The 25073-nt window shown below is 72.6% G+C and carries 30 protein-coding genes and 1 pseudogene; 15 read left to right on the top strand and 16 right to left on the bottom strand.

Annotation, left to right across the window (positions count from 1 at the left end; all coding sequences use genetic code 11):
- Positions 1-116 precede the first annotated feature (116 nt).
- Positions 117-1337, bottom strand: a complete 1221-nt coding sequence (locus ACZ514_RS05050; protein ID WP_469124138.1) for an alpha/beta hydrolase family protein — start codon at positions 1335-1337, stop codon at positions 117-119.
- 408 nt (positions 1338-1745) lie between these two features.
- Here ACZ514_RS05050 and ACZ514_RS05045 point away from each other — a divergent pair, with 408 nt between their 5' ends.
- The 6 genes from ACZ514_RS05045 to ACZ514_RS05020 all read left to right on the top strand — a co-directional run bounded on the left by ACZ514_RS05045 (position 1746) and on the right by ACZ514_RS05020 (position 4814).
- Positions 1746-2057 carry a hypothetical protein gene (locus tag ACZ514_RS05045; protein WP_469124137.1) on the top strand — a complete coding sequence of 104 codons (312 nt, stop codon included), beginning with the start codon at positions 1746-1748 and terminating at the stop codon, positions 2055-2057.
- A gap of 330 nt (positions 2058-2387) precedes the next feature.
- Positions 2388-2909, top strand: coding sequence for an NUDIX hydrolase (locus ACZ514_RS05040; RefSeq protein ID WP_469124136.1), 522 nt, complete (start codon positions 2388-2390; stop codon positions 2907-2909).
- 103 nt (positions 2910-3012) lie between these two features.
- The gene (locus tag ACZ514_RS05035; protein WP_469124135.1) at positions 3013-3609 is read left to right on the top strand and encodes a barstar family protein; all 597 of its coding nucleotides are present in this window, start codon (positions 3013-3015) and stop codon (positions 3607-3609) included.
- Positions 3610-3657: 48 nt separating this feature from the next.
- Entirely contained in the window at positions 3658-3873 is a 216-nt protein-coding gene (locus ACZ514_RS05030) for a matrixin family metalloprotease (protein WP_469124134.1), read from the top strand.
- Positions 3870-4340: a hypothetical protein gene (locus ACZ514_RS05025; protein ID WP_469124133.1), complete on the top strand. Its 471-nt coding sequence runs from the start codon at positions 3870-3872 to the stop codon at positions 4338-4340. The genes ACZ514_RS05030 and ACZ514_RS05025 overlap by 4 nt, the downstream gene beginning before the upstream one ends.
- A 117-nt stretch (positions 4341-4457) precedes the next feature.
- On the top strand, positions 4458-4814 hold the full coding sequence (locus ACZ514_RS05020; RefSeq protein WP_468173670.1) for a hypothetical protein: 357 nt from the start codon (positions 4458-4460) through the stop codon (positions 4812-4814).
- 107 nt (positions 4815-4921) lie between these two features.
- On the opposite strand, the gene ACZ514_RS05015 is transcribed toward ACZ514_RS05020, so the two are convergent.
- Entirely contained in the window at positions 4922-5422 is a 501-nt protein-coding gene (locus ACZ514_RS05015; RefSeq protein ID WP_469124132.1) for a hypothetical protein, read from the bottom strand.
- A 384-nt stretch (positions 5423-5806) separates the two neighbouring features.
- On the opposite strand from ACZ514_RS05015, the gene ACZ514_RS05010 reads away from it, so the two are divergent.
- Together ACZ514_RS05010 and glgX are read left to right on the top strand one after the other, a co-directional pair.
- The gene (locus ACZ514_RS05010; protein ID WP_468173675.1) at positions 5807-5953 is read left to right on the top strand and encodes a hypothetical protein; all 147 of its coding nucleotides are present in this window, start codon (positions 5807-5809) and stop codon (positions 5951-5953) included.
- Between the two features lie 168 nt (positions 5954-6121).
- Entirely contained in the window at positions 6122-8260 is a 2139-nt protein-coding gene (glgX, locus tag ACZ514_RS05005) for a glycogen debranching protein GlgX (protein WP_468173677.1), read from the top strand.
- A 136-nt stretch (positions 8261-8396) separates the two neighbouring features.
- Here glgX and ACZ514_RS05000 read toward each other — a convergent pair whose 3' ends face one another.
- Together ACZ514_RS05000 and ACZ514_RS04995 are read right to left on the bottom strand one after the other, a co-directional pair.
- Positions 8397-8765 (bottom strand): PRC-barrel domain-containing protein, encoded by a 369-nt coding sequence (locus tag ACZ514_RS05000; RefSeq protein WP_468173679.1) that lies wholly within the window; start codon positions 8763-8765, stop codon positions 8397-8399.
- Between the two features lie 102 nt (positions 8766-8867).
- Positions 8868-9029 carry a DUF5670 family protein gene (locus ACZ514_RS04995; RefSeq protein WP_467893176.1) on the bottom strand — a complete coding sequence of 54 codons (162 nt, stop codon included), beginning with the start codon at positions 9027-9029 and terminating at the stop codon, positions 8868-8870.
- 171 nt (positions 9030-9200) lie between these two features.
- Here ACZ514_RS04995 and ACZ514_RS04990 point away from each other — a divergent pair, with 171 nt between their 5' ends.
- Positions 9201-9374 carry a CsbD family protein gene (locus tag ACZ514_RS04990; RefSeq protein ID WP_468173681.1) on the top strand — a complete coding sequence of 58 codons (174 nt, stop codon included), beginning with the start codon at positions 9201-9203 and terminating at the stop codon, positions 9372-9374.
- A gap of 72 nt (positions 9375-9446) precedes the next feature.
- Here ACZ514_RS04990 and ACZ514_RS04985 read toward each other — a convergent pair whose 3' ends face one another.
- Positions 9447-9701 carry a WhiB family transcriptional regulator gene (locus ACZ514_RS04985; protein WP_468173683.1) on the bottom strand — a complete coding sequence of 85 codons (255 nt, stop codon included), beginning with the start codon at positions 9699-9701 and terminating at the stop codon, positions 9447-9449.
- Between the two features lie 183 nt (positions 9702-9884).
- Here ACZ514_RS04985 and ACZ514_RS04980 point away from each other — a divergent pair, with 183 nt between their 5' ends.
- Positions 9885-10205: a hypothetical protein gene (locus ACZ514_RS04980; protein WP_469124131.1), complete on the top strand. Its 321-nt coding sequence runs from the start codon at positions 9885-9887 to the stop codon at positions 10203-10205.
- 37 nt (positions 10206-10242) lie between these two features.
- On the opposite strand, the gene ACZ514_RS04975 is transcribed toward ACZ514_RS04980, so the two are convergent.
- On the bottom strand, positions 10243-10746 hold the full coding sequence (locus tag ACZ514_RS04975; RefSeq protein ID WP_469124130.1) for a DUF5709 domain-containing protein: 504 nt from the start codon (positions 10744-10746) through the stop codon (positions 10243-10245).
- 140 nt (positions 10747-10886) lie between these two features.
- Here ACZ514_RS04975 and ACZ514_RS04970 point away from each other — a divergent pair, with 140 nt between their 5' ends.
- Entirely contained in the window at positions 10887-11624 is a 738-nt protein-coding gene (locus ACZ514_RS04970; RefSeq protein WP_468173689.1) for an alpha/beta fold hydrolase, read from the top strand.
- A gap of 8 nt (positions 11625-11632) precedes the next feature.
- Here ACZ514_RS04970 and ACZ514_RS04965 read toward each other — a convergent pair whose 3' ends face one another.
- From ACZ514_RS04965 to ACZ514_RS04955, 3 genes are all read right to left on the bottom strand, one after another.
- Positions 11633-11980 (bottom strand): hypothetical protein, encoded by a 348-nt coding sequence (locus tag ACZ514_RS04965; RefSeq protein WP_468173691.1) that lies wholly within the window; start codon positions 11978-11980, stop codon positions 11633-11635.
- 4 nt (positions 11981-11984) lie between these two features.
- Entirely contained in the window at positions 11985-13715 is a 1731-nt protein-coding gene (gene ctaD / locus ACZ514_RS04960; RefSeq protein WP_468173693.1) for an aa3-type cytochrome oxidase subunit I, read from the bottom strand.
- A gap of 171 nt (positions 13716-13886) precedes the next feature.
- Complete coding sequence (locus ACZ514_RS04955; RefSeq protein ID WP_469124129.1) at positions 13887-14261, bottom strand: hypothetical protein; 375 nt, start codon at positions 14259-14261, stop codon at positions 13887-13889.
- Between the two features lie 429 nt (positions 14262-14690).
- Between ACZ514_RS04955 and ACZ514_RS04950 the strand changes: the two genes are divergently transcribed.
- On the top strand, positions 14691-15173 hold the full coding sequence (locus ACZ514_RS04950; protein ID WP_468173697.1) for a DedA family protein: 483 nt from the start codon (positions 14691-14693) through the stop codon (positions 15171-15173).
- A 32-nt stretch (positions 15174-15205) separates the two neighbouring features.
- On the opposite strand, the gene ACZ514_RS04945 is transcribed toward ACZ514_RS04950, so the two are convergent.
- From ACZ514_RS04945 to ACZ514_RS04925, 5 genes and pseudogenes are all read right to left on the bottom strand, one after another.
- Positions 15206-15586 carry a hypothetical protein gene (locus tag ACZ514_RS04945; RefSeq protein ID WP_468173699.1) on the bottom strand — a complete coding sequence of 127 codons (381 nt, stop codon included), beginning with the start codon at positions 15584-15586 and terminating at the stop codon, positions 15206-15208.
- Positions 15583-16170, bottom strand: a complete 588-nt coding sequence (locus tag ACZ514_RS04940) for a TetR/AcrR family transcriptional regulator (RefSeq protein ID WP_469124128.1) — start codon at positions 16168-16170, stop codon at positions 15583-15585. Before ACZ514_RS04940 ends, ACZ514_RS04945 begins: the two co-directional genes overlap by 4 nt.
- Before the next feature lie 53 nt (positions 16171-16223).
- Positions 16224-16774, bottom strand: a pseudogene (locus tag ACZ514_RS04935) (SDR family NAD(P)-dependent oxidoreductase); the annotation flags it as partial.
- Positions 16775-16860: 86 nt separating this feature from the next.
- On the bottom strand, positions 16861-17826 hold the full coding sequence (locus ACZ514_RS04930) for an aminoglycoside phosphotransferase family protein (RefSeq protein ID WP_469124127.1): 966 nt from the start codon (positions 17824-17826) through the stop codon (positions 16861-16863).
- 126 nt (positions 17827-17952) lie between these two features.
- Positions 17953-18183: a DUF5133 domain-containing protein gene (locus ACZ514_RS04925; protein WP_469124126.1), complete on the bottom strand. Its 231-nt coding sequence runs from the start codon at positions 18181-18183 to the stop codon at positions 17953-17955.
- Positions 18184-18410: 227 nt separating this feature from the next.
- On the opposite strand from ACZ514_RS04925, the gene ACZ514_RS04920 reads away from it, so the two are divergent.
- Positions 18411-19205, top strand: coding sequence for a bestrophin-like domain (locus ACZ514_RS04920; RefSeq protein WP_468173707.1), 795 nt, complete (start codon positions 18411-18413; stop codon positions 19203-19205).
- 7 nt (positions 19206-19212) lie between these two features.
- On the opposite strand, the gene ACZ514_RS04915 is transcribed toward ACZ514_RS04920, so the two are convergent.
- Positions 19213-20064: a caspase family protein gene (locus tag ACZ514_RS04915; protein WP_468173711.1), complete on the bottom strand. Its 852-nt coding sequence runs from the start codon at positions 20062-20064 to the stop codon at positions 19213-19215.
- Positions 20065-20450: 386 nt separating this feature from the next.
- On the opposite strand from ACZ514_RS04915, the gene ACZ514_RS04910 reads away from it, so the two are divergent.
- Positions 20451-21002 (top strand): RlpA-like double-psi beta-barrel domain-containing protein, encoded by a 552-nt coding sequence (locus tag ACZ514_RS04910; RefSeq protein WP_469124125.1) that lies wholly within the window; start codon positions 20451-20453, stop codon positions 21000-21002.
- A gap of 140 nt (positions 21003-21142) precedes the next feature.
- The gene (locus ACZ514_RS04905; RefSeq protein WP_469124124.1) at positions 21143-23863 is read left to right on the top strand and encodes an ATP-binding protein; all 2721 of its coding nucleotides are present in this window, start codon (positions 21143-21145) and stop codon (positions 23861-23863) included.
- A 68-nt stretch (positions 23864-23931) separates the two neighbouring features.
- Here ACZ514_RS04905 and ACZ514_RS04900 read toward each other — a convergent pair whose 3' ends face one another.
- Entirely contained in the window at positions 23932-24999 is a 1068-nt protein-coding gene (locus ACZ514_RS04900; RefSeq protein WP_469124123.1) for an alpha/beta fold hydrolase, read from the bottom strand.
- Positions 25000-25073: the final 74 nt, after the last annotated feature.

The following is a 25073-nucleotide window of genomic DNA, read 5'->3' as shown; positions in this document are numbered from 1 at the left end:
GAACGGCGGGGTGGGCGTACGCGGTTGTCCGTGCCGGTGCGGCCGACCCGAAGCCGGGGCGGGGCGAAGGCATGCGGGGACCGGACGCGGTGGACGGCCGCTTGGGTCTCGGGGCCTCAGGGGAGGAACGTCACGGCGGGGAAGGCCGGGGACGGCCCGTCGAGCAGGTGTCCGCGGCGGTGACGCAGGTGCTCGTCGAAGAACGCCAGCGGGTACGCCTGTTGGATCGTGACCGCCTGATCGGGGTCGAGGGTGCCGATCACGTCCTGGAGCTGCTGCCCGCTCCATCCGAGCAGCTTCGCCACCTGGGGGAACAGCGCCTCGTTGTCGCCGTACGAGATGTGGGCGGCGCCCTGGGCCTGGATGTCCAGCCGCCAGCCCCGAAGCCGCGACCAGAACGCGGCGGCAGCGGGAGCCGTGGCCCGGGTGAACTCGGCGGACATCATCATGAACGGCCGGTCCAGGTCACCGGAGAGCGGCGGGTTCATCTGCATCGGGCCGTCGAGGCTCAGACCGGCCCGGACGCGGTCGTCCGCGAGCGCGGCGCAGGCGGTGGCCGTCCCGCCCTTCGACCAGCCGAACGCGCCCGTGCGCCGCGGGTCGAGGGAGCCGAGCAGCCCGGCCGGAAGCGCCCGCTGGTCGACGTCCGGATTGCGCCCGGCGGCGAGCTGCTCGACGCAGTCGAGGACGAAGCGCAGGTCGGCCGCGAAGTCCCCGGGCAGCGTCGGTGCCTTCCGGTCGTAGAGCGGGACGGCGACCCGGCCGTCGGGGAACTCGGTGTACGTGTCGTACTGGTGGGCTGTCGTCACGACCGCGTAGCCGTGGCTGGCGAGCTCCTGGACCATGACGGTGTGGTCGCCCTGGTGGCTGTGCGCGCCGTGCGAGAAGACGACGACGGGGAGCCGTCGGCCCGACCGCCGCACCGGAGCGCCCACGCGACCGGCGGTGAGCGGTGCGAGGGGAACCAGGCCGCTGAGCCCGGCGTCGGTGAGGAACGCCTGAAGGGCGCCGGCCGGCATCCAGGGCGCAACCGGGTAGTGCTCGACGTCCCGGGCGGGGTACCAGACGGTGGCCATCAGCTCCCGGAAGCGCCCGGGGCCCGCTATGCCGTCCGGGCGTGACCGGTCGACGAGGTGCAGTGAGCACGTGCCCACCGGGTGCGGGCCGGTGGGCACGGGCAGCGTGAGCCGCGCCGGGCCGGGGCCGGGACGGCGCTGCTCCGCCCGCGCGGGGCCCGCGATGGCGGCCAGGGGCACGGCGGCCCCGGCGGCCAGCGCGGCTCCCAGCAGGCGGCGGCGTGTCGTGCTCCTGTGGGCGGCGAACGGCAGGACGGTCATGGTGCCTCCGGTGTCACGGACGGATCGTCAATCGCGGCGCCACGGCCGGTCCGTGGGCACGACCGAACGCTGTCACATGCCCCTCCCGCGGGGCATCGCCCCATGGGTTTACATCCCAGGGCTGACGCGCTCGACGGTGCCGCCCTCCCCGTCGTCCCGCTCCGGTGGCCCGGCCGCTCGTGCACGGCGGACGTCAAGCGGGGACGGGCCCCTCGGCGGAAATCGGGTACAGGCCGCGGACACGGGGCCTGCGGGCAGTGGTGGAACTGCCGAGCATCCCGTTGAAACAGACGCCGCAGAGCCTGCATGTGCCCCGTCGAGCGTGGTTCCCCTCGCGGCTCCGGGCATGACACACGGGCCGATCCCCTGATGTGCTGTCATTCGCACACGTACGGAAGAGGAGAAACGATGACCGATCCCGAGAACAGCATCTCGGTCACCCACCGGTTGGAGCAGCACGACTGGTCGAACGAGGAAACGGCCGCGTACGAGGCAGCGATCGAAGCGGTCCACGGGGCCGTCGGCGCCTACAGCGCGCTGATCGCTGCCGAGCGGAGCAAGCCGGTGCCTGACGAGGAAGCCATCCGGAACGCCCACGCCGCAAGGGCACGGCTGGCGAAGGAGCGGGAAGGCCTGCGCTCCACCGACCAGGAGCAGATCGCCGCCGCCCGGCAGCGCTACGCGCGACTCGCCCGTGAAGTCCGCGCGGGCATCGACTGAGCGGTCGGACCGGGGTGGAGCGGTACCGCTTGTCCGGAGCCGAGAGCCGGTGGGCCGTCGAGGAACAGGTCGTCCCTGAGCCGCCGCTGCAATGCCACACGGCCGCGGCGACGGCCCCGACACCGGCATCCCTCGTGGCAGCCTCCCCGCTCTGATGGCTCTCCAAGCCGATGACCGTGGCCTTCGGCGTCCGGTCACCTCTCCCCCGCCCCGGCCGGGACCGCCCACGCGACCTGCAGGACTGCTGCGAAGATCGTCCGAGGACTCACGTTCACCCCCGGCAGGCACGAGTCATCGGGCATGCCGGCACCCCCAAGGAGGCGATGACAGATGACGGACAGCGAAGCAGCCCCGTTCCACCAGATCAAGATCCGGGTCGCGGGCGTGGTCCTGGACGGTCAGGACGTGGCGTTGATCCGCCGGACCAACGGCCAAGGGGCGGCTCACCACTCCCTGCCGGGCGGCAACGTGGAACCCGCCGAACCGCTGTCCGACGCTCTGCGGCGGGAGCTTCGTGAGGAGCTCGGCCTCGGACCGCAGGACATCGCGCAAGCGCCGCGTTTCATGTGGCTGCTGGACGCCATGGTCAGCCGGCCCGGCTCCACACCGCCTCGCAAACTGCATCTCGTCTACCTGGTCAAGCTCAATCCAGGAGTCCGGCCGAAGCTGAAGGCATTCGAGGACGACGACGCGATGGGCCGCGGGCAGATCGTCTGGCTTCCGTGCGAGCAGACGCGGGACCTCGCCCTCTTCCCACCCGTTCCCCTCGCCGACCTCAGACCCGACGCTTCCGTTGTCGCCGCACCAGCCATGCTTCCCGCCATCGACGACACCACTTTCCGATGGATCTGAACAGGGAGCGACCGTGCGGAACCACACCTGCGGGGGCACGCGGCGGAGGAGCGCCGAAACCGCCCACTTCTGTCCGCGGACGAATGACGCACCCCGCAGTGGCATGGTCCTGACGCCGACGTTGACGGAACGCCGCTCCCCCTGGCTGGTGTTCACCTCACCCGCCGATTCCTGGCTGGCTTCTGAGTCGGAGACCCTCGCCCGGAACGACGGGCTGGTCCTGCGCGTCGACGGCCGTGAGATCCTCGACGCCCCGTCGGTCTTCCGCGTCTTCGCCCGGGAGTTGTCCTTCCCGGGCTACTTCGGCCACAACTGGGACGCGCTCGTGGATTGCCTGCACGACTGGCACGGCCCGGGCTGTGGGCGTCAGGATCTCGCGATCCTGATCGAGCACGCCGATCACTTGCGCGAGGTCGACTTCCTGGGGTTGTTCGTTTCCGTCCTCGCCCAGGCGGCCTGGCATTCCAACCTCCGTCTGGACGCCGACGGCCACCTCGACGAGTGGCGGCCGCGGATCGCCCAGCACTTCGTCTTCCTCCTGGACCACACCGCACCAACCGCCTTCGCCGAGGGCGCAGCTGATGACGCCGATGTCGTGGCGACTCTCGCCGATGGACGCCTGCTCGCCAGCCTCAGCGACGTCGACTGGCCGGAGGGGCGTTCCGGCTGTTGCCCGGACACGCCCTTCGGTGGGGCATAGCGCCCAGTCCGGTGTCTCAACGCCCGGCCCGGCACCGACAGCATCACCATGAACCGCTTCTACCTCGACGACGGAGCCGCCCGGGGAACAGCCACGCACCGGCGCCGCGTCGCCACCCACGAACTCGGCCACGCCCTCGGCTTCTGCCACAAGAGCACACGAGTGGCCTCCATCATGTGGACCGACAACGCCGAGGCCGCGCGCGCCGGCATCAACGAGATCACCAGAACCGACCGCACCGCCTACCACCAGTTGGGGGGATGACCGTGAAGAAGCCGCTCGTCGTTGTCGTCTCGGCTGGTGCCGCCGCAGCCCTGGCCGGCGGGGCGTGGGTCGGCTGGGACCAGTACCGCACCGCGCACACCACGCGGAGCGAGGCCGTCCACGCCTTCGACACCACCGACCCGCATCTGGTGGCGCCCGAGGCCACGGCGGTCTTCACCGCCACGGTCCTGGAAGACCTGGGCCGACGGACCGTCGAAGGGCTGCCCTCCGACGCCTACCGCGTACGCGTCGACCGCGTCCTCAAGGGCACCGCGTCAGGGGAGATCCTGGTCAGCCAGAGCGACGAGACCGAGCACAAGTACCTCGTGGGCCAGACGTACGTGTGGGCCGCCAATCCCGCCACCCGCCCCGAAGAAGGGGTGGCACAGCTCTACGACGCCGAGCCGCGCCCGGCGCGCGAGGCGGACATCGCCACCTGGACGGCCGCCCTGGATTTCGCGCGGTGAGCCGCCCCGGGGACCGCCACGCCAAGGGATCGCGGAGGATCGATTCGCCTGTCGGTGCCCCTCTAGGGTCGTGCCCGCAATGCCCGACCCGCCCTCCCGGAAAGGGGCCTCTCCCCCATGAAGCTCCGCACCACCGCCGCCGCTGCCCTCGCGGCTTTCGCCCTCGTCCTGTCGCTGCCCGGATCGGCCCTCGCCGCCGAAGGCCACTTCCACTACAAGTACGTCGACGGGTTCGGGCAGGAGCAGCACGTCACCCTGCACGACCCGCACAGCGGCAAGTGCGTCAACCTCTACGCCGTCAGCGACGACGACGAGCAGCCCGGCTACGGCCCGCACAACGACACGGACTCCGCGGTGGTCGTCTACGCCGGAGCCAACTGCGAGGGCCCGGAGTGGAAGCTGCGCGCGCACGGCAGCCCGGCGCGCGACGACCTCCTGGTCCGGTCCGTGCGCTTCGCGGTCAACCCCGGCTAACGGCACCGCATGCGCATCCGGTGAGGCCCCGGGCGGCCGGCCGCCCCGGGGTCACTGACCCGGCCCGAGGCCGGCCGGCCGCGGCCGCAGAAGGACTCGCCGTGGGGTCAGGGGTTGTCGTCGTAGCCCCGGTCGAGGATCGCGCCGATGTGCTTGATGGTCCCGTCCGCCGCGAGGGCCATGTTCACGATGAGGGGCTGGATCGGGTGTGGCGGCACGATCGGGATCACCGGGTCCGGCGGGTAACGGGGGTTGAAGATCAGCGGGGTGATCGGGTCGGGCGGGTGGGCGGCCACGTGGGTGTCACTGCCGACGAAGCGGTGGAGGCCGCCGCTGACCCGGCCGACACCGGTGGTGCGCAGAAGGGTGCTCGTCATGCGTGCGGTGCCCCCGCCCTGCGGACCGGATTCGGTGTCGACCCGGATGCGGACGTTGCCCGTGACGTCGATCGGCTCCGGGCCGAAGGGGCGGAGGGTGCCGCTGAGGGGCAGCACCACGGTCCGGCGGTCGTCCGCCACAGCGGGCGCCGAGAGGGCGGAGAGAGTCAGGCCCAGCACGGCCAGGACGAGGCAGAGCGTGGCGGTGGCGCGCGCGAGACGACCGCGCATGCACGCTCCCCTCAGTGAGGCGGGACCGGGTGCACACGCCCCGCAGACGGAACACCACCCTGTCCGGCCCGCCGAACGGCTGTCGAGCCGGGCCCGACCGGACGAGGAGAACTTCCCTCGGCCGGCCGCATACGGGGCGACGAGCCGGCGCGCGTCAGGTGACGGTGCGGGTCCGGATTCCGTTCGGCCAGGCAGGTGACAGGTGACCCCGCCCTCTTCCCGTACGTGCCCGTCGCTCGTGTCGGGTCGTCCGGCCCGGCGTGGCGACGCCGGACCGGTCATGCCCCCGCCATGGACGGCGCCGGGGGCGATCCGGGCCCGCGGTTTCGGGGGCGGGGGGCGGGGCACACGACGGGGCATCAGGAGGCTACATCGGGAGGGTTCATGTCCGGACTGTTCGCGAAGATCAAGCAGTTCAGCCGCAGCCCGCAGGGGCAGCGGACGATCGCCTCGGTGCGGCGCGCGGCTTCCGACCCGCGCAAGCGGGAGCAGGCCCGCGGGATGTTCCGGCGCCTCCGCGGCAGCCGCTGACCGCCGGAATCCGGTCGGGCACGGGCGATGGTGCCCCGTCCGCGACGGTCCCGGAGCCGGTACGGCGCCGGGACCGTGGGGGGGCGGACCGCCCGGCCGCCCGGCGTGGCGCCGGCCCGGGTGAGGGTCCGGCGGGCGCCGGGGCCGCGCCGACAGTAGCGTGACGGCATGCGTACATGGACGGGCAAACCGTACCCCCTGGGAGCGACGTACGACGGCTCCGGAACCAACTTCGCACTGTTCTCCGAGGTCGCCACCGGCGTGGACCTGGTCCTGCTCGACGACGCGGGGCACGAGACCCGGGTACCGATGACCGAGATCGACCGGTCCGCCTGGCACATCTACCTCCCCGACGTGGGCCCCGGCCAGCGGTACGGCTACCGCGTCAGCGGCCCCTTCGACCCGGCCGCCGGGCACCGCTGCAATCCGGCCAAGCTCCTGCTGGATCCGTACGCGACCGCGATCGACGGCCGCCTCGACCACCACGAGTCCCTCTACGGCCACCACTTCGCGGACGGCGCCGAGCCCAACGAGCTGGACAGCGCGGGCCACACCATGCTGTCGGTGGTCACCGACCCCAGCTTCGACTGGGGCGACGACAAGCCGCCCGGTCACACGTACGCGGACAGCGTCATCTACGAGGGCCACGTGCGCGGTCTCACGCGCACCCACCCCGCCCTGCCCGAGGAACTGCGCGGCACCTACGCGGGCATCGCCCACCCCGCCGTCCTCGAGCACCTCACCGGTCTCGGGGTGACCGCGCTGGAACTGATGCCGGTGCACCAGTTCGTCCAGGACGGCCACCTGGCGGAAAAGGGCCTGTCGAACTACTGGGGTTACAACACCATCGGTTTCTTCGCCCCGCACAACGCCTACGCGGCCACTGGGGGCCGCGGAGCGCAGGTCACCGAGTTCAAGCAGATGGTGAAGGCGCTGCACGCGGCGGGCATCGAGGTGATCCTCGACGTCGTCTACAACCACACCGCCGAGGGAAACCACAACGGGCCCGTGCTGGCGTTCAAGGGGATCGACAACGCCGCCTACTACCGTCTGTCCGACGAGGACCGCTCCCGCTACTACGACACCACGGGCACCGGCAACAGCCTGCTGATGCGCCACCCCAACGTGCTGCAGCTCATCATGGACTCCCTGCGCTACTGGGTCCAGGAGATGCACGTCGACGGCTTCCGTTTCGACCTGGCCGCCACCCTCGCCCGCCAGTTCCACGAGGTCGACCGGCTCTCCGCCTTCTTCGACGTCATCCAGCAGGACCCGGTGATCAGCCGGCGCGTGAAGCTCATCGCCGAGCCCTGGGACCTGGGCGAGGGCGGCTACCAGGTGGGCAACTTCCCGCCGCTGTGGTCCGAGTGGAACGGACGCTACCGCGACACCGTCCGGGACTACTGGCGCGGCGCCGACGGCACCCTCGGCGAGTTCGCCTCGCGCATCACCGGTTCCGCCGACCTGTACGAACACGACCGGCGCCGCCCCCTCGCCAGCGTCAACTTCGTCACGGCCCATGACGGGTTCACCTTGCGCGACCTGGTGTCGTACGACCACAAGCACAACGAGGAGAACGGCGAGGACGGCCGGGACGGCGAGGACCACAACCGGTCCTGGAACTGCGGGGTGGAGGGGGAGACCGACGACCCCGGGGTTCTGGCGCTGCGGGAGAGGCAGCAGCGCAACCTGATGACCACGCTGATCCTCTCCCAGGGCATTCCGATGATCAGCCACGGGGACGAGCTGGGCCGTACCCAGGGCGGCAACAACAACGCGTACTGCCAGGACAACCCGACGACCTGGATCGACTGGAACCTCGACGAACGCGGGCGTCGGCTCCTCGACTTCACCTCGGGGCTGATCCGGCTCCGCCGCCGGCACCCCGTGCTGCGGCGCAGGCGCTTCTTCTCGGGGCGGGCGGTCGGACACACGGGCCGCCCGCCCGCGGACGTCGAATGGCTGCGTCCCGATGCCACGCCGATGCAGGACGAGGACTGGGCGGCTCCGTGGGCCTCCGCGCTGACCGTGTTCCTGAACGGTGAGGCGATCACCGAGCCGGACCCCTACGGGAACCGGGTCACCGACGACTCCTTCCTGCTGATGTTCAACAGCTCGGACAGGGCCGTCGACTTCCGCCTTCCGGGTGACCGGTTCGCGGTCCGCTGGGCGCTGCTCGTGGACACCGCGAGCACGGACGCCCCGGACGAGCAGGAGCTGAAGGCGGGCAGCACCCTGCGCCTGGAGTCGTACAGCACCGTGGTCCTGCGCAGTGCCCGGGAGGACTCGGTGCCCGAGGAGATCTGACCGGGGGCGTACGTGCGCCCGGCCAAGGCCTGGCCCCGGGCGCACCGCGGACGCACGGCGGGCGCACGGCAAGGCCGGCCGGGTCGTGACCCGGCCGGCCTTGGCACCGTGCTCCGCCCCTTCCGCCACGGGGGCGTCAGGCGGGGCGGCCCCCGAAGGGAGCGCCGGTGCCGTAGTACGTTCCCAGTTCCTCGCGGTAGCCCGCGTCACCGAGGTGCTTGTCGCGGTGGAACTCCGGCGCGTTCTTGATCTGCTCCTTCGTCCGTTCGACGAAGATCTTGCGCTCGTCCGGGTCGATCCGGGTCACGGTGCCCGCCGGCAGCAGGACTTCCTTGCCGAAGATCCACACGCCCGTGTCCACGACCAGGTAGGCGTCACCGACTTCGTCGGAGTGCTTGTCGACCTTGCCGATGGCGCCGTCCGTCGCCTCGACCTTGTATCCGGTCAGGTCGGTACCCGCCAGGTGCCCTGCGGTCGACTGGTAAGCCCACACATGCTCAGTCACGCGGAAACAACTCCTCAGATTTCAGAGACGAAGCGGCCTGAGCCGCGACTCTTTTCACGCGCCGTGCGGGAATTCGCCCGTACGGCTTTCTTTCCGGTGCCGCTACCAGCGGTACCAGCGGCCACTGCTGCCCTTCGGGCGGGCGACGAATCCGATCAGCCAGATCACCAGGACGATGACGGCGATCCACCACAGCGCCTTCAGGGCGAAACCCGCGCCGAAGAGGACGAGGGCCAGAAGAAGTACGAGAAGCAGGGGAACCATTGTTATCAACCTCCGCAGCACCGCATGCCCGGCCATGCCGAACTCACACCCCCTGCCGTGCGACTTCCTGGATGAGCGGTTCCGGGTGCGGACGGCCCGTTTGAAATCCGCCGGAGCGACCATAAGAGGCCGGGTAAGGCTTTTGAACTAGTACACAGGGAGTGATCAGCTGTGTCGGGTGAGCAGAAGACCGAAGCCAAGACCGAGCAGGCCAAGGGCAAGCTCAAGGAGGCCGCCGGCCGCGTGACGGGCAATGAGCGGATGACCGCCGAGGGCCGGGCGGACCAGGCCAAGGGTGATGCGCGCGAGGCCAAGGAGAAGGCCAAGGACGCTTTCAAGCACTGACGCACGGAAGAACGAGTCGGGGCCGGTACCGCGATCGCGGTACCGGCCCCGACTCGACTCGCGAGACGCTCGTCAGCCTGTCGACCGGGCACGGGAACGGGCGGCCCGCCGCTTCGCGGCCCGTCGTTCCTCCTCGCTCATGCCGCCGCACACACCGACGTCCTGGCCTGCTTCGAGGGCCCACCGGAGGCACTCCTCCATGACGGGACAACGGTGGCACACCGCTTTGGCCTCCTGGACCTGGAGCAGGGCCGGACCGCTGGATCCCACGGGGAAGAACAGATCGGGGTCTTCCCACCGACAGGCGGCCTCGTGGCGCCAGTTCATCGCGTTTCCTCCATCCTTTTCGCCCGAATCCCTATCCCCCACGCTCCTGGCCGGTATCGGCCCGTCTATGCAGGGCGGGGGCGGGCGCTCGCCTGTTCGGCACCGAACGCGTGACGCGTCGGGACGGAGGGGTTCGACGTCCGGTATCGGGGCAGTCCCCAACGAGACCCGCCTTTTCCAGCGATGGGAGCAGCAGTGACCACCTACGTCATCACCGTGCCCGGCACGTTCCTGAAGGACGTCGACGAGGCGGCCCGCTCGGCGCTGGCGAGGAGCCTGGCCTCCCACCACACCGACTTGAGCGAGACCGAGGACGTGGAGCTGCTGACGGTCCACGAAGACGGGACCTTCTCGGTCCGTCTCGAGATCGAGGCCGCGGACCGGGCGGCAGCCGAGGAGGGCGCCGTCCGTCTGGCGGGAGGCGCCCTCCGGGAACTGGGCTACTCGCAGGAGGACGCCCCCCTGGGGCCGCCGGCCGTGACCGGCATCGAAGGTGAGTTCTGAGACGATCCTGCCGGTCCCTCACGGGCCCGGCCCGAGGCTACGGCTCCTCCGGGGCGCCTTCCGGCTCTTCCGATACGTCCAGTTCTTCCGGCTCGACGACGTGGACGGCCGCTTCCTCGGCGCTCGCCGCGCCACCGTCGATGCCCACGTCCTCGGCGGTGAGTTCGGCGACGGTGTCGGGGTGGGCGCCCTCGTCGGGCGCCACCATCCGGCCGGCGCGCCCGGCGCCGACCTCGCGGTCGAGCGCTTCGCCCTCACCGCCCGGCAGGTCGCCGATCCCGTCGCCCTCGGCCTCCCCCACGTCGGGCACCTCCTGGGCCAGCCTCTGGTCGAGGCTTTCGCCTTCCCGCTGCTCCGCGGCCGTGGTGCCCGGCTTGGTGACCCCCAGCGGCCGTTCCGGGGGCGAGTAGCCCTCGTCCAGTATCGCGTCGTACGTGCGCTCGTCCACGGCGTTCTGGAGGTCCAGCGGCGCCGCGTCCTCCTGCTCCTCGTTGGTGCCGGTCGGCTGGTAGACGTCGTCGGCCTGGGGTGTCTCACTCATCGGGATCTCCTCGCGTCGGCATGACCTCTCTACGCGCTGCTGTCCCTCCTACCCCACCCAAAACATGCCATGCCGGGACGGACCCGGCAGCGATCACCGGCCACGGGCCTGGCCCTGACGCGCGCCGCTATGCTCGCCCCGTGGGCGGGATCGTGGTGGTGCGCGACGGCTCCGGACCGGAGGTCCTGACGGTGCACGGCGGAGCCGGCCCGCGGACGACGTGGGGCGCTCTGGCGCCGCTGGCCGGCCGGTGGACGCTGGCGCACGTCCACCGCCGTGGATACCCGCCGAGTCCGCCACCGCGGGGGCGTCAGGACTTCGAGACGGACGCGCGGGACCTGGCGCCGCTGCTCGTCGGCCGGCCGCACGTCGTCGCCCACTCCTACGGCGTCCTCGGGACCCTGCTCGCGGCCGCGGCCGCGCCGGAAGGCGTACGCTCGCTGACCCTGCTCGAGCCGCCGCTCACCTTCCTCGCCGCCGACGACCCCGAGGTGGCGCGGCTCGAGCGCATCGGCGACGCGGTCCTGGACCGCGGTATGGACGCCGACCCGACGGAGCTCCGGGAGTTCCTGCGTCTGTCGGGCGCGCCCGTCGGTGACGGCCCGCTCCCCGAGGGCGTGGCCGCCGGCGTCCGGCGGGCGCACGGCAGCCGGCCGGCGAGCGAGGCGCGCCCACGGCTCGACGTGATCCGGGACGCGGGCATCCCGGTGCTCGTCGCGTCCGGAGCGCACGCGGCCGCGCACGAGCGGATCTGCGACGCCCTCGCGGCTGCGCTGGGCGGCCAGCGCGGCGTCCATCCCGGCGCCGGTCACTTCGTCGCCGCGGCGCCGGGCTTCGCGCGACGGCTCGAGGCCTTCCTGCGCGAGAACCACGCGTGACGGGCGGCTCACCGTACGCGTGACAGGCCGATCGCGAGGAGGCCCACGGCGGTGGCGCTGCCGAGGAGGGCGGTCGCCAGGACGCGGCGGCACAGGGCCTGGTAGCGGCGGGAGTACTCGTCCCTCAGTTCCTGGCTGCGGCCGGTGACCTCGTGCAGCACCTGGCGCGTGCGGGCGAGGTGGCGGGCGGTGTAGAGGCGGACGACGTCCTCCCGCTCGGCTCCTCCGAGCCAGGGCAGGCAGTCGGCGAAGGCTTCCGCTTCGCGGGCGGCGCGGTGGTGGGCCGCGCTGCTCATCAGGTACCCCTCCAGCCGGGCCAGGCCGGCGCTCACGTCGTCCCCGTGCATGTCGCTCATCCCTTCAGCCCACGGAAGGGCCTCGGTCCGATCCCGGGGGCTTGCGGTTGCGGGGGTCGTCGAGGACGTCGCGCTGGGCGCGGTTGGCCTCGTCGAGCGCGGCGATCTCGGGATGGTGCAGGTCGAAGGCGGGGGATTCCGACCGGATGCGGGGCATGGTCAGGAAGTTGTGGCGCGGAGGCGGGCAGGAGGTGGCCCATTCCAGGGAGCGGCTAAAGCCCCAGGGGTCGTCAACGGTGACGCGGGGGGCGTAGTGGGCGGTCTTCCACACGTTGTAGAGGAACGGCAGGGTGGAGAGGCCGAGGAGGAAGGCGCCGATGGAGGAGAGGGTGTTGAGTGCGGTGAAACCGTCGGCGGCGAGGTAGTCGGCGTAGCGGCGGGGCATGCCCTGGGCGCCGAGCCAGTGCTGGACGAGGAAGGTGGTGTGGAAGCCGATGAACAGCGTCCAGAAGTGGATCCTGCCGAGGCGTTCGTCGAGCATCGTGCCGGTCATCTTCGGCCACCAGAAGTAGAAGCCCGCGAACATGGCGAAGACGACCGTGCCGAAGACCACGTAGTGGAAGTGGGCGACGACGAAGTAGGTGTCGGTGACGTGGAAATCCATCGGGGGCGAGGCCAGGATGACGCCCGTCAGCCCTCCGAACACGAAGGTGACGAGGAAGCCGATCGACCACAGCATCGGTGTCTCGAAGGAGAGGGACCCCTTCCACATGGTTCCGATCCAGTTGAAGAACTTCACCCCGGTCGGCACCGCGATCAGGAACGTCAGGAAGGAGAAGAACGGCAGCAGGACCGCTCCGGTGGCGAACATGTGGTGCGCCCACACCGTGAGGGAGAGTCCTGAGATCGCGATCGTCGCGCCGATCAGACCGAGGTAGCCGAAGAGGGGTTTGCGGGAGAAGACGGGGACGATCTCGGTGACGATCCCGAAGAACGGCAGGGCGATGATGTACACCTCGGGGTGCCCGAAGAACCAGAACAGGTGCTGCCACAGCAGCGCACCGCCGTTGGCCGGGTCGAAGACGTGCGCGTGGAAGCGCCGGTCCGCCTCCAGCGCCAGCAGCGCGGCCGCCAGCACGGGGAACGCGAACAGGACGAGGACCGATGTGAGGAGGATGTTCCAGGTGAAGACCGGCATCCGGAACATCGTCATTCCCGGCGCGCGCAGGCAGATGATCGTGGTCGCGAAGTTGACGGACCCCAGGATGGTGCCGAAGCCGGACAGGGCCAGCCCCATGATCCACATGTCGCCGCCGACGTAGGGGGTGCGTTCACCGCCGCTGAGCGGCGTGTAGCCGGTCCAGCCGAAGTCCGCGGCCCCCTGGGGGGTGAACAGGCTCGCCACCACGATGATGCCGCCGAACAGGAACAGCCAGAAGGACAGCATGTTCAGACGTGGGAACGCGACGTCCGGGGCACCGATCTGCAGGGGCATGATGGCGTTGGCGAACCCGGCGAAGGTCGGCGTCGCGAAGAACAGCAGCATGATCGTGCCGTGCAGGGTGAAGACCTGGTTGTACTGCTCGCTCGAGACGATCTGCATCCCGGGCCGGGCCAGCTCGGCGCGCAGCAGCAGCGCCATGACGCCGCCGACCAGGAAGAACCCGAAGGACGCGATCAGGTAGAGGTGCCCGATCTTCTTGTGGTCGGTCGTCGTCAGCCACGACACGATCACCTGGCCCGGTGTCCGCCCGGGCGTCGGAACGGGAGCGATCGGCTCGGTCATCGTCACCATGACAAGCCCTTACGGCAGAGGGGTGCGGAGAGCGCGCCGGCGGCCGTTCGCGTCCAGCACCCGCACGCTCCCGCCCTGTCTACCGTGAACCGTGGATCCCCGCGTCACTGCCACGCGGACGCGTCCAGGTGAAGGGGAGGACCCTGCCCCGCGTCGGCACGCACAGCCGGGTCAGCCGCCGCCCCCCACGGCGCGGCCGACCCTGCGCAGCAGGCCGCGCAGGCGCCGGAGGGGATGGGGGGACGGGCTTCGCCACGTCGGCGGCTTCTCCGGGAGCAGCGGTACGCGCGGCATGAGGGAGCGCACGCCGTCGAGTTCCATCTCGCACAGGTACGCGCCGCCCGTCTCCGCCAGCGTGACGCTCAGCGGGCGCGGTGGGAGGCCGGGGAGTTCGGTGCGCCACACGGTGCGGTCCTCGCGGGGTGCGGGGCCCTGGGCGACGACCTTCCCGTCGACCAGTACCTCGACCGGGCGGGAGGCTCCGGCCGTCCGCACGGTGACCGAGTGGCCGTCCCGGTCCAGGTGGAAGCGGGGGTGGTCAGCCATGTCTCCAGCGTACGGGCGTACCGGCGCGCCCGGCGGCCCACGCCGTACGCCGGGAGCCGCGGCCGGGGGTGGCAGGGGCGCGGCGTCGGCGCGGTGGGCGACTGCGCCGGCGAGAACCGGGAAGGATGGGCCCGTGCCCCGGTTCCCGTGCCCTGGTTCCCTCGACGCGCCGCGACCGTCAAGACGCACAGGGGCATGTCCGCCGCATGGATGTTCGGTTAGGCTTGCCTTGCCTGGTGTACGTACCCGGGCGCATGGTTCGTGTTCCGGGCCGCAGGTGGCACCGCGGGACGGAACGGGCGGAAGCGGGGGTACAGGTGACAGACGGTGATCGGGTTCGTGTGCGTCCGTCCGGCGCCCGCTCGGAGGGGACGTCGACGCGGGTGACCGCGGGGGCGGCCGCCGGCCCGGTGCCGGGGGCGGGGCGCCGTGCATAAGATCGCGCTGACGGCCGGCGTCCTGTACCTCATCGTGCTGCTCCGCGCCGGAGGGACGTTCGCCCTCGGGTGGCTCGCCGGTGCGGGTGCCCGGCGCAGCAGGTTCGGCGGGCGGATCACGTCGTCGAAGTTCCGGCGCGCCGAGCGGGCGATCCAGCGGTGGGGGGCGCCGGTGGTGGCCGTGTCGTTCCTGACCGTCGGCTTCCAGACGGCCGTCAACTTCCTCGCGGGCAGCATGCGCATGCCGCTGCCCCGCTATCTCCCCGCCCTGTTCGTGGGCGGAGCGGTCTGGGCGCTGATCTACGCGACGGCGGGGCTCGGCGTGCTCGAAGTACTGGGGAGGCTGTTCGCCGAGCAGACGGCCCTCGGGGTGTCCGCCGTGGCCGTCCTCCTCCTCGCGGTGTGCGCGGTGGTTTTGCACCGCAGGAGGAGGCCGGCCCCGTCCGGGCGTGACGCCATGCCCGACGGTTCGTGAGCGCTACGGCTCCGTTACCCGCCGGCGCCTGGTCACGCGGCGCCCGCCGCCGTCAGGAACGCGACCGGCAGGAGCAGGATCCACTGAGGCAGGCGCAGCAGTGGTCGGGTCCAGCCGACGGACAGCGTGACGGCCAGGAAGGCCGCCGCGTACGCCACGAAGTGCGCGGCCACGAACCACGCCACCAGGCCGGTGCCGGGCGTGCCGTTCGTCAGGGCGAGGCAGAGCAGGCCGAGGCCGGACAGCACCAGGTCGACGCTCACCATGTGCCACACGGCGTGCAGGACGCGCTGGGGCTCGTCCGCGAGACCGCAGGACAGCAGCGGGCGTACGACGTCGCGGTGCCCGGCGACGACGTGCACCGCGCCCACGGCGAGAGCGGTGATCCCCGCCGCGAGGAGCCAGCCGTTCACCGGACCTCGATTCCCCGGGCCACGACGGCGGCCAGCCGTGCGGGCAGTCGGGGGTCGGGGTGTTCCCCCACCAGCCCGATGTGGAAGAACACGGCTCCCGCCAGCGTGTCCAGCACCAGGTCCACGGGCGTTTCGCGTGCGATCTCGCCGCGCAGCACGGCGCGTTCGAAGACGACCAGCAGCCCCTGCTTCGCCGGAGCCAGGAAGTCGCCGCGGATGCGCGCCTTGAGCTCCGGGTCGGCGGCGAAGTCGGCCAGCAGCCCCGGGAGGGCCGCCGCGGCGGCGGGTGCGCGGAACTCGTCGACCAGGCCCTGCACCAGCACGGTCAGGTCCCCGGCCAGCGTTCCGGTGTCCGGGGGCGGCACATCGTCCGTGGTCGCGAAGACGGCTTCGAAGACCAGCTCCGGTTTGCCCGTCCACCGCCGGTAGATCGTGTCCTTGCCGACGCCGGCCCGCGCGGCCACCGCGCCGATCGACGTCGCCGCGTAGCCGGTCTCGGCCACCAGTTCCGCCGTCGCGCCGATGATCGCCTCGTGCGATCGGGGATCCCTGGGACGCCCCCGGGAGGGCGGAGAGGAGTTCATGGCATTTACCTTACGGGTCGACCCGTAAGGTAACAAGGGGTCGGCACCTCCCGTCAGCACGCGCGGAGGGCGGGGTCCTTGCCGGTCAGCGCACAGCTCGCCTCCCGCAGCCGCGCCGCGGGGCGAGGGTCGGCGAGGTGGTTCCACACCGGCTCGCGCCGGGGCTCGCCGCGCGGGCCGAAGACGGGCGGGCCCCACAGTTCCCCGCCGCGCTCGGCCGGGTCGAGCACCGCCCGGACCGCGGGCCCCGCACCGGCGTGCTTGCCCTGGAGGAGGAGCGCCGCGGGCGCCGCGCTCAGCCGTGCGGCGGCCGTCCGCACGTGGACCGGCGGCCGTGACGGCGTGAGGGAGGTCCAGCGCACCGCCGGGCGTCGAGGGCGACGCCGGCGTTGAGGACGACCGCAACGAGCGGCTCCCCCTCCAGAGAGTGCACGGCCGTCGCGAGCGAGGAGAGGTGGGCGAGGTCCAGCCGTACGGCCCGCACGCGCGCCTTGGGAACGCGCGCGAGGATCGGGGCGCGGGCGGCCCCGGCCTTGCCCGGGTCCCGGGTGCCGAGTACGACCGTGGCCCCGGTCGCCGGCAACTGCTCCGCGACGAAGTTCCCGGCCCACGGGGGCGCCTGATGGGCCGGCTCGTCCCTTCCGGATCCTGCCGGTCAGACCCGCGTCGTCCGGTGCCGGGCAGCGCGGGTCAGGCAGGATCCGGCAGGGACGGGCCACGGAGCTGAGGGCGTTCGAGGAGTGACCGGGCCAGGTGGTCGGCGAACTCCGTGAGCCCGGTTGGCCGTGGACCGTTGCGGGCCGGGCGGAAACCGTGGCGGCGGCCCCAGTAGGCTGCCTGTACGGCGTGGAACTGGGCCCACCGCCGGACGCGTTCACGGTCGAGTTCCGCGGCCTCGGTGAAGACGTCCAGGACGCGGTGGACCGCCCCGCGCGGGTCGTCCGCTTCGAGGAGGGTCAGCACGCGGGACTTCAGCAGGGTTCCGGCGTCGTAGGCGGGATCCCCCGCGTACCCCTTCGGGTCGACGGCCAGCCATGGTTCCCGTCCGGCTCGCAGGATGTTCCGGGGATGGAGGTCGCCGTGGACGAGGACGTCCGGGCCGGCCACCGTCAGCTCGCGAACGGTCGCCACGGCGGCGTCCCGCACCCGCCGCGGCAGTGCGTGCGGCAGCTCCTCGGCGTCCTCGCGCAGTTGCTCCTCCCATGCGCGGGCCAGCTCCCGCAGCCGGGGCAGGCCGGGCGGAGCGGGGACGGCCAGGCGGCGGTTGAGCCGCCCGGCGACCGCCACCACCTCGTCGCCGTCCTCGAGCTCCGCCAGGGCCGACGGCTGGACCCGCTCCAGCAGCATCGCGAAGCGTTCGTCGTCGCGCTCGTGCAGCCGGACCGCGCCGCGCCCGTCCCACGCGGCGAACGCGTCCGGCTCGTGGACGTTGCCCGGGTGCGGAAACGACACCTTCAGCACGGCGCTCTCCTCGCCCCGTCGGCGTACCGGGACGACGATGCCGACGCCACCGTGCATGACGTCGCCGTCCGGCACGCACTCCCAGCGCCCCAGTAACTCCTCGACCGCGCCGGGCAGACGGGCGAGCCAGGCCGCCCCGGCCTCCCCCTCGCGGTCGACGGTGCTCTGTACGAACTCTTCCGGCAGCAGGATCATCCCGGCACCCTACGCGCGGGCCGGTCCGGGGCCGGGGGACGGGGCACCCGCCCGGCCTCCGCGCGTTTCCGCCCCGTGGCCGTCGCCGCGCGGCGTGCGGCGCGCGGCGCGCGGCGCGCGGCCCGGTCAGGAGGGGGTGAGGACGGAGTCGTCGAAGGTGTCGGCGCCCGGCAGATGGTGACGGGCGGCTATCAGGGCGGCGTGGACGTCGGTCGTCCCCGTCGCCACGCACAGTGCCTGCTCGACGTCCTCGAGCTCGGTCCGTACGTGCGGCTCGCAGTCCCCTTCCGCCAGAACGGCCAGGGCCCAATAGCGGTCGACGAGACCGGGAAGCACCGCCGGGTGAGCCATCAGCATGGACGCGTCCTCTCCTCAGTGATCATTTCTGGCTGGCCATCGGCTACCCGGTCGCCGGCCGACCATGCGCCCCGTTCCCTCCCCTGACGCGGCGCCCGGCACCGGGAGGGCCTTCCGCCACCTCCACGGGCTGCCCTCCCCCACGCGGCGGATCGCTCACACCTCCGGAAACGCCCCGTGCGGGTGGACACGTGCACACGTACGGGCGGCTCATCGTTGAGCAGCGCATGATCCTCTGGCTCCTGAATCACCTCAGTACGTTCTTCCTCGGCGTCCTCATCGTCGGCGGTTTCGTCGCCCTGGCCCTCGGGGGAAGCCTGGCGGCCCGCCGCCGGTTCCCGCACCTCGCGAGCGGCGAGCACAACGAGATGGTCGGCGTCGCCCTCGGGATGTTCGGCGCGATCTACGGCATCATCCTCGCCTTCGTCGTCGTCACCCTCTGGACGCAGCTGGAGAACACCCAGAACATCGTCGCCGACGAAGCCACCGGCCTGGCGCTCGTCGTCCGCAGCGCCGAAGCCTTCCCTCCCGCCGACCGTGCCCGTGTGGAACGGGCGGTCGGGGACTACGTGCACGCCGTGGTCGAGGTCCAGTGGCCCCTGATGCGGCAGGGGAAGCCGAGCTTCGAGGCGACCTCCGCGCAGACGCACGGCATGTACACCGCGCTCCAGGCCTACGAGCCGGCCGGCACGCGCAGCGAGACCTTCTACGCGGAGGCGGCCGCCCGCCTCAACGAGGTGGCCGGCCGGCGCCGGGCGCGGGTCACGATGGCCGAGACCTCGCTGCCGGGGCTGCTGCAAGTGCTCGTGTACGGCGGCGCCCTGGTGATCCTCCCGCTCACGTTCCTGTTCGGGCTGCGCAGTCTGAGGATGCAGCTGCTGTTCGTGTCGGCGGTCGCCGGGCTGATCGGCTTCAGCCTGCTGCTGGTGATGGTGCTGGACCGCCCCTTCGCCGGAGAGCTCAGCGTGAGCCCCGCGCCCTACAAGGAGGCTGCCCTGGCCCAGTTCTGGCCGGACCGGTGACCGGCCCCTAGACGGCGAACGGTGACTGGGAGAGGAATTCCTGGGTGGCCTTGCCCGTCCGGAACATGTTGGGCGTCTGGTAGAAGGGCATCGCCTCGACGATCTGGCGGTGGAGGGTCGCGTACGTTCCCCGGAACGCTCCGTTCTTCCAGGTCTTGAGCAGCGTTTCGGTGAACAGGCCGTTGGCTCCCGCGCCGTCGCTGGAGGTCTGGTTGTCCTGGCAGCCGGAGATCAGCAGGACGTCGGCCAGGATGTCCTGCTGGTCCAGCGCGGGCACGGAGCGCTGGATCGCGTCGTACCGCTCCTGGTCGCGCTGGTAGTCGCGGAACTGGACGTCCTGCGGCAGGACGCGGATGCGGGCGCGGACCTCGGACGGTTCGCTGGTGTCGAAGGTGCGCACCAGTTCCGCGTCGTCGAGGAAGAGCGAGACGTCTCGCGCGACGGTGCCGCTGTGACAGCTGTCGGAGAGCAGGAGGACGCGTACGTCCTCGGCGAAGGAGCCGAGGAGGGCGTACAGCTCGTCGTCGATGAACTGCCGGTCGTACAGCACCCACGTCTCGTCGCGGCGGTCCGGCTCGTCCCCGTTCTTGTCGGGGACCTGGGCTCCGTGGCCGGCGTAGGTGAGCAGCAGGAGGTCGCCGGCGGTGAGCCGGGCGGCGGCCTCCTGCAGTACGGAGGTGACCTTCTCGCTCGTGGCGTCCTTGGTGAGGAGGGTGGCGAGGGGGGCGAAGCCGTTGGTTTCGGCGACGTTCCTCATGGCCAGGGCGTCGTTCTCCGGGTTCTTCAGCTCGCCCTTGGTTCCGTAGCGGGTCTCGTCGATCTCGTTGAGGCCGATGTGGATGGACAGTCCTTGGGGCATGGCCCTTCCTCCGTGACTCTTCGATGGCCCGCTCGAATCAGGGACCCGAGCTCCTTGAGGTTACGGAAAGTGACGGGTCGTTGCCATGCCGCCGCGCGAGGGCCACACGATCAGGGGAGCGCGTTCAGGTACGGCGGGGGCGCGCGGTCCCGTCCCGCGGCCGTGGTCCTCGGGGCACCCATGGTGGGGCCTGACGCTTTCGGGCCACATCCGGAGGGCACGCGAGGGGCGCTCAGGACAGCGCGCAGGGGGCGCGCCGCGGTGCGTTAGGGAAGTGTTAGCGCGATTCCTGATCATGGGCCGCCGGGACGGCCGCCCTCGGCCGCGGGGCGTGGACCCGGCCGGGTCCACGCCCGGAAAGCGCGAGACGCACAAGAGAGAGCACGATGAGAGCAAGAACCGCCGAAACCGCGATAGCCGTACTGCTCGCCGTCGGTTCCGCTGCCGTGGTCGCGTCCGCCTCCGCCTCGGAGCACACCGGCATCGCCGTCTCGACAGCGAGCGGTCCGGAGCAACCGGGCGAGCCCGCCGTCGGGGAACCCGATGCGCCGCGGTCCGCTCCGGCTCCGGATGCGGGCGGCACCGCGGCCCCTCCCCCGGCGCCGGGCGGAAAGGCGGAAGGGTCTGCGGAACGCCACGAGGGGAGGGCCGCCCACTACCACTCCGCCGACGGCAGGGAGGGTGCGTGCGGGGAGGCCGTCGGCGACGGCGACTTCGCCGTCGCGCTCGACCCCGGCGCGTTCGGACCGGTACGCACCGCCGCGCACTGCGGGAGGAAGGTCGTCGTCACGTACGGGGGAAAGTCCGTGACGGTGACGGTCCTTGACGCGGCCCCCGGCGCGGGAAGAAACGGCATCGCCCTCACGCGGGCAGCGTTCACCGCGCTCGCGCCCCTCGACCGGGGGAACGTCGACGTCACCTGGTCCTTCGCGCCGTAGCCGGGCGGCGGCGCCGCACGACCCGGTGTGGCCGGATCGCGGCCCGGAAGGATCTTGGTCCGGTGCGGTGTCCGTAGGATGGGAGAACTCCCCCGCGGGGAGGGGACCCGCTCGGGAGACGCGCCGGAGGACAGCACACCGTGGGAGACGTGAAGGGCCGGCTTCCCGGGCGCTACCGGGAGACGGAGGCGCTGGAGCGCCTGCTGCGCGCGGTGCGTGACGGGCACAGCAGGGTGCTGGTGCTGCGCGGACAGGCGGGCATCGGCAAGTCGGCACTGCTCGACCACGCGGCGGCCCGGGCGGGGCTGATGCGCGTCGTCCGTACCGAGGGCGCCCAGGCCGAGTCCGACTTCGCGTATTCGGGTCTGCAACGCCTGTGCGCTCCGCTGCTGTCGCATCTCGGCGGGCTGCCGCACGTACAGCAGGACGCGCTGCGGACCGCCTTCGGGCTGAGTGCCGGCCCGCCACCGGAGCTGCTGCTGGTCGGGATGGCGGTCCTCGGCCTGCTCGCCGAGGCTGCGGCCGAGTCCCCGCTGCTGTGCCTGGTCGACGACGCGCAGTGGCTGGACCTGATGTCCCTGCGGATCCTGGCGTTCGCCGGCCGTCGGCTGGGCGCCGAGTCGGTGGCGCTGGTCTTCGCCGAACGCGCCGACGATGGCGGTGAAGCCGGCGGGGTGCTTTCCGGTCTGCCGGAGCTTCGCGTGCGGGGGCTGGCCGACGCCGACGCCCGGGCCGTGCTCGACGCCGCGCTGCCCGGGCCGGTCGACGCGCGGGTGCGGGACCGGATCGTCGCCGAGACCGGCGGAAATCCTCTGGCGCTGATGGAACTGCCGCGCGGACTGTCGCCGGCGGAGCTGGCGTTCGGCTTCGGCGGGCCCGGAGCCGCTCCGCTGGCGACCCGGGTCGAGGCGGGATTCCGGCGCCGTGTCGACGAACTCCCCGCGGACACCCGCACCCTGCTGCTGCTCGCCGCCGTCGAGCCGGTCGGTGACGAACCGCTGCTGCGGCGTGCCCTGGGCCTGCTCGGCATCGAGCCCGGCGCCGCGGCCCCCGCCGAGGCCGCGGGGCTGCTCGCCTGGGGTGCCCCGGTCCGCTTCCGGCACCCGCTGGTGCGCTCGGCCGTCTGGCGCACCGCCGACGGCGCCGCCCTGCGCGCGGTCCACCGGGCGCTGGCCGGGGCCACCGACGCCGGGCGTGACCCCGACCGGGAGGCCTGGCACCGGGCGCATGCGACGGTCGGGCCCGACGAGCGGGTGGCCGCCGCTCTGGAGCGGTCGGCCGGGCGCGCCCTGGCACGGGGCGGCAGGGCCGCGGCCGCCGGGTTCCTGGAACGGGCCGCGGCGCTCAGCCCCGACCCGGGGGAACGGGCCCGACGGGCCCTGGCGGCCGCGGGGGCGCACCTCGACGCGGCCGCGCCGGCCCGCGTGCCCGAACTGCTCGCCGCCGCCGAGCTGGGGCCGCTGGACCGGCGGCGGCAGGCCGAGTCGGCCCGGTTGCGGGCCAGGGCCTCGTACATGGCCGACCCGGGGCGCGGCGCGGTGCGGCCGCTGCTGGCGGCGGCGGGCAGGTTGGCGGAGCTCGACCCGGCCGCCGCTCGGGAGACCTGCCTCTGGGCGTTCGGCGCGGCCATGTGGGCCGGCCGGCTCGACGAGGGCGGGCTGCGGCGCGCCGCCGAGGCCGCCCGTGGCCTCCCGCCCGGGGACGACACGGCGGGCGCCTTCCTGCGCGCGCTGGTCGCGTGGACCCTCGACGGGCCCGTCGCGGCCTTCCCCCTGATGGCGCGTGCGCTGCGCTCCTTCACCGACGACGACTGCCTGGCCGGCCTGTGGCCGGCCGCGAACGCGGCCGTGGAGCTGGGCGACCTCCGGGCGTGGCTGGACATCACCGACCGCGCCGTCCGCTTCGCCCGGACGACGGGCGCGCTGTCGGTCCTCTCCACGGCGTTGCCCTACCAGGCCGCCTCCCTGTGCTATGCGGGGCGTCTGCCGGAGGCCCGGGAGCTGCTGGCCGGGGCCGTGCCCGCCGAGGAGGCCACGGGCCTGGCGACACGCGCGGCGACCACCGCCCTGACCGGCGCGTACGAGGGGCGGGAGGGTCCGGCGCTGGAGCTGGCCGAGGCCGCGGAGCGCGACGGCGAGCAGCGCGGCCTGGGCCGGCTGATCGGCATGGCGGCGTGCGCGAAGGCGGTGCTCCACAACGGCCTGGGCAACCATCCGGCGGCGCAGGAGGCCGCGCTGCGCGGTCTGGAGTACCAGGACCTCGTCGTGCACCACTGGACCTCCATCGAGCTGGTCGAGGCGGCGAGCCGGTCGGGCGACGCGGCCGTGGCGGCCCGGGCCCGGGAGCGGCTGGCCGAGTGGAGCCGGGCGGGCACGCCCTGGGCGCTCGGCGCGTACGCGCTCGCCGACGCGCTCGCCGGAGCACCCGCGCGGGCCGAGGACCGGTACCGCGAGGCGGTCGACCACTTCGGCCGGGGCGGGCTCGGCGTGTACGAGGCCCGGAGCCGGCTGCTGTTCGGAGAATGGCTGCGCCGTCGGAACCGGCGGACCGAGGCCCGCGCCGAACTGCGGGCGGCGCACGAGGCGTCCGCGACGATGGGCATGGAGGCGTTCGCGGAACGGGCCCGGCGTGAACTCCTCGCCACCGGCGAGACGGTGCGCAGACGGACCGCCGGCGCGCCGGTCCTGACGCCGCAGGAGACGCGGATCGCCCGGCTCGTGGTGGGCGGGCATTCGAACGCGGAGATCGGCGCGCAGCTCTTCCTCAGCCCGCGCACGGTGGAGTGGCACCTGCGGAAGATGTTCGCCAAGCTCGGTGTCTCGTCGCGCCGGCAGCTCGACGCCGCCCTCCCCGGCCGGTGACCGGCGGGGGCGCCGCCGGAGCCGCCGGAGCCGCCGGGAACCGTCGAGGGGGGCTTGCGGAGCGCGCGTCACAGGTGGTCGGCGTCGACGACGGCTTGGGCGAACGCGGCCGGCGCCTCCTGCGGAGCGTCGTGTCCGGTGCCGGCGAGCACGCGGTGTTCGTACGGGCCGGTGAAGAACTTCCGGTAGGCGGCGCCGTCGGTCGAGGCCAGGAACGGGTCGAGGGCGGGGTCCAGGGTGAGGGCCGGGACCGTGATCGGAGGCCGGGCCGCAAGGTCCCGCTCGTAGCGGTCGTAGCGGCGCTCGCCGTCGGCCAGGCCGAGCCGCCAGCGGTAGTTGTGGATCACGATGGCGGCGTAGTCCGGGTTGTCGAAGGCCGCGGCCGTGCGTGCGAAGGTGGCGTCGTCGAAGTCCCAGGTCGGTGACGCCTGGTCCCACACCAGCCGGCACAGGTCGTACCGGTTCTGCCGGGTTTCCATCGCGGCGCGGCCGCGGTCGGTGGCGAAGTAGTACTGGTACCACCAGGTGTGTTCCGCCTTCGGTGGCAGCGGGGTGCGCTGTGCCCGGACGTCGGTGACGAGGTATCCGCTCACCGCCACCAGGGCCTTGACCCGTTCCGGCCACAGCGCCGCGATGACGCCGGCCGTGCGCGAGCCCCAGTCGAACCCGGCCAGCACCGCCTCGGGGATCCTCAGGGCGTCCATCAGGGCGATGACGTCGAGCGCGATCGCGGACTGCTGCGCGTTGCGGACCGTGGCCGGCGACCGGAAGCGCGTGGTGCCGTGGCCCCGCAGGTACGGCACGATCACCCGGTACCCGGCGGCGGCCAGGAGCGGGGCCACGTCGACGTAGCTGTGGATGTCGTACGGCCAGCCGTGCAGGCAGATGACCACCGGGCCGTCGCCGGGGCCCTCGTCGGCGTAGCCGACGTCGAGGACACCGGCGCGGGTCTGCCTGAGGCCGGTGAAGGCGGTGTGCGCACCCGGCGGGACGGCCGGGATGACCGGGGCGGGGCGGCCGCGCCGCCGCGGCCCGCCGGGGGCGGCCCCGGCGGCCGCGGGTGCGGCGCCGAGGAGCATGGCCGCGGCCCCCGTGCCCAGACCGGCCGCCTTGGTGAACGTACGCCTGCTGATCACGTCTGGTCCTCCTGGAATCCTGCTGACGCCCCACGGTCGTCCGGGCCCCGCCGGAGCGCATCCGTCATATGACG

It is taken from the genome of Streptomyces sp. NPDC034086, assembly GCF_055575515.1.
This window is presented reverse-complemented; position numbering and strand designations above follow the sequence as displayed.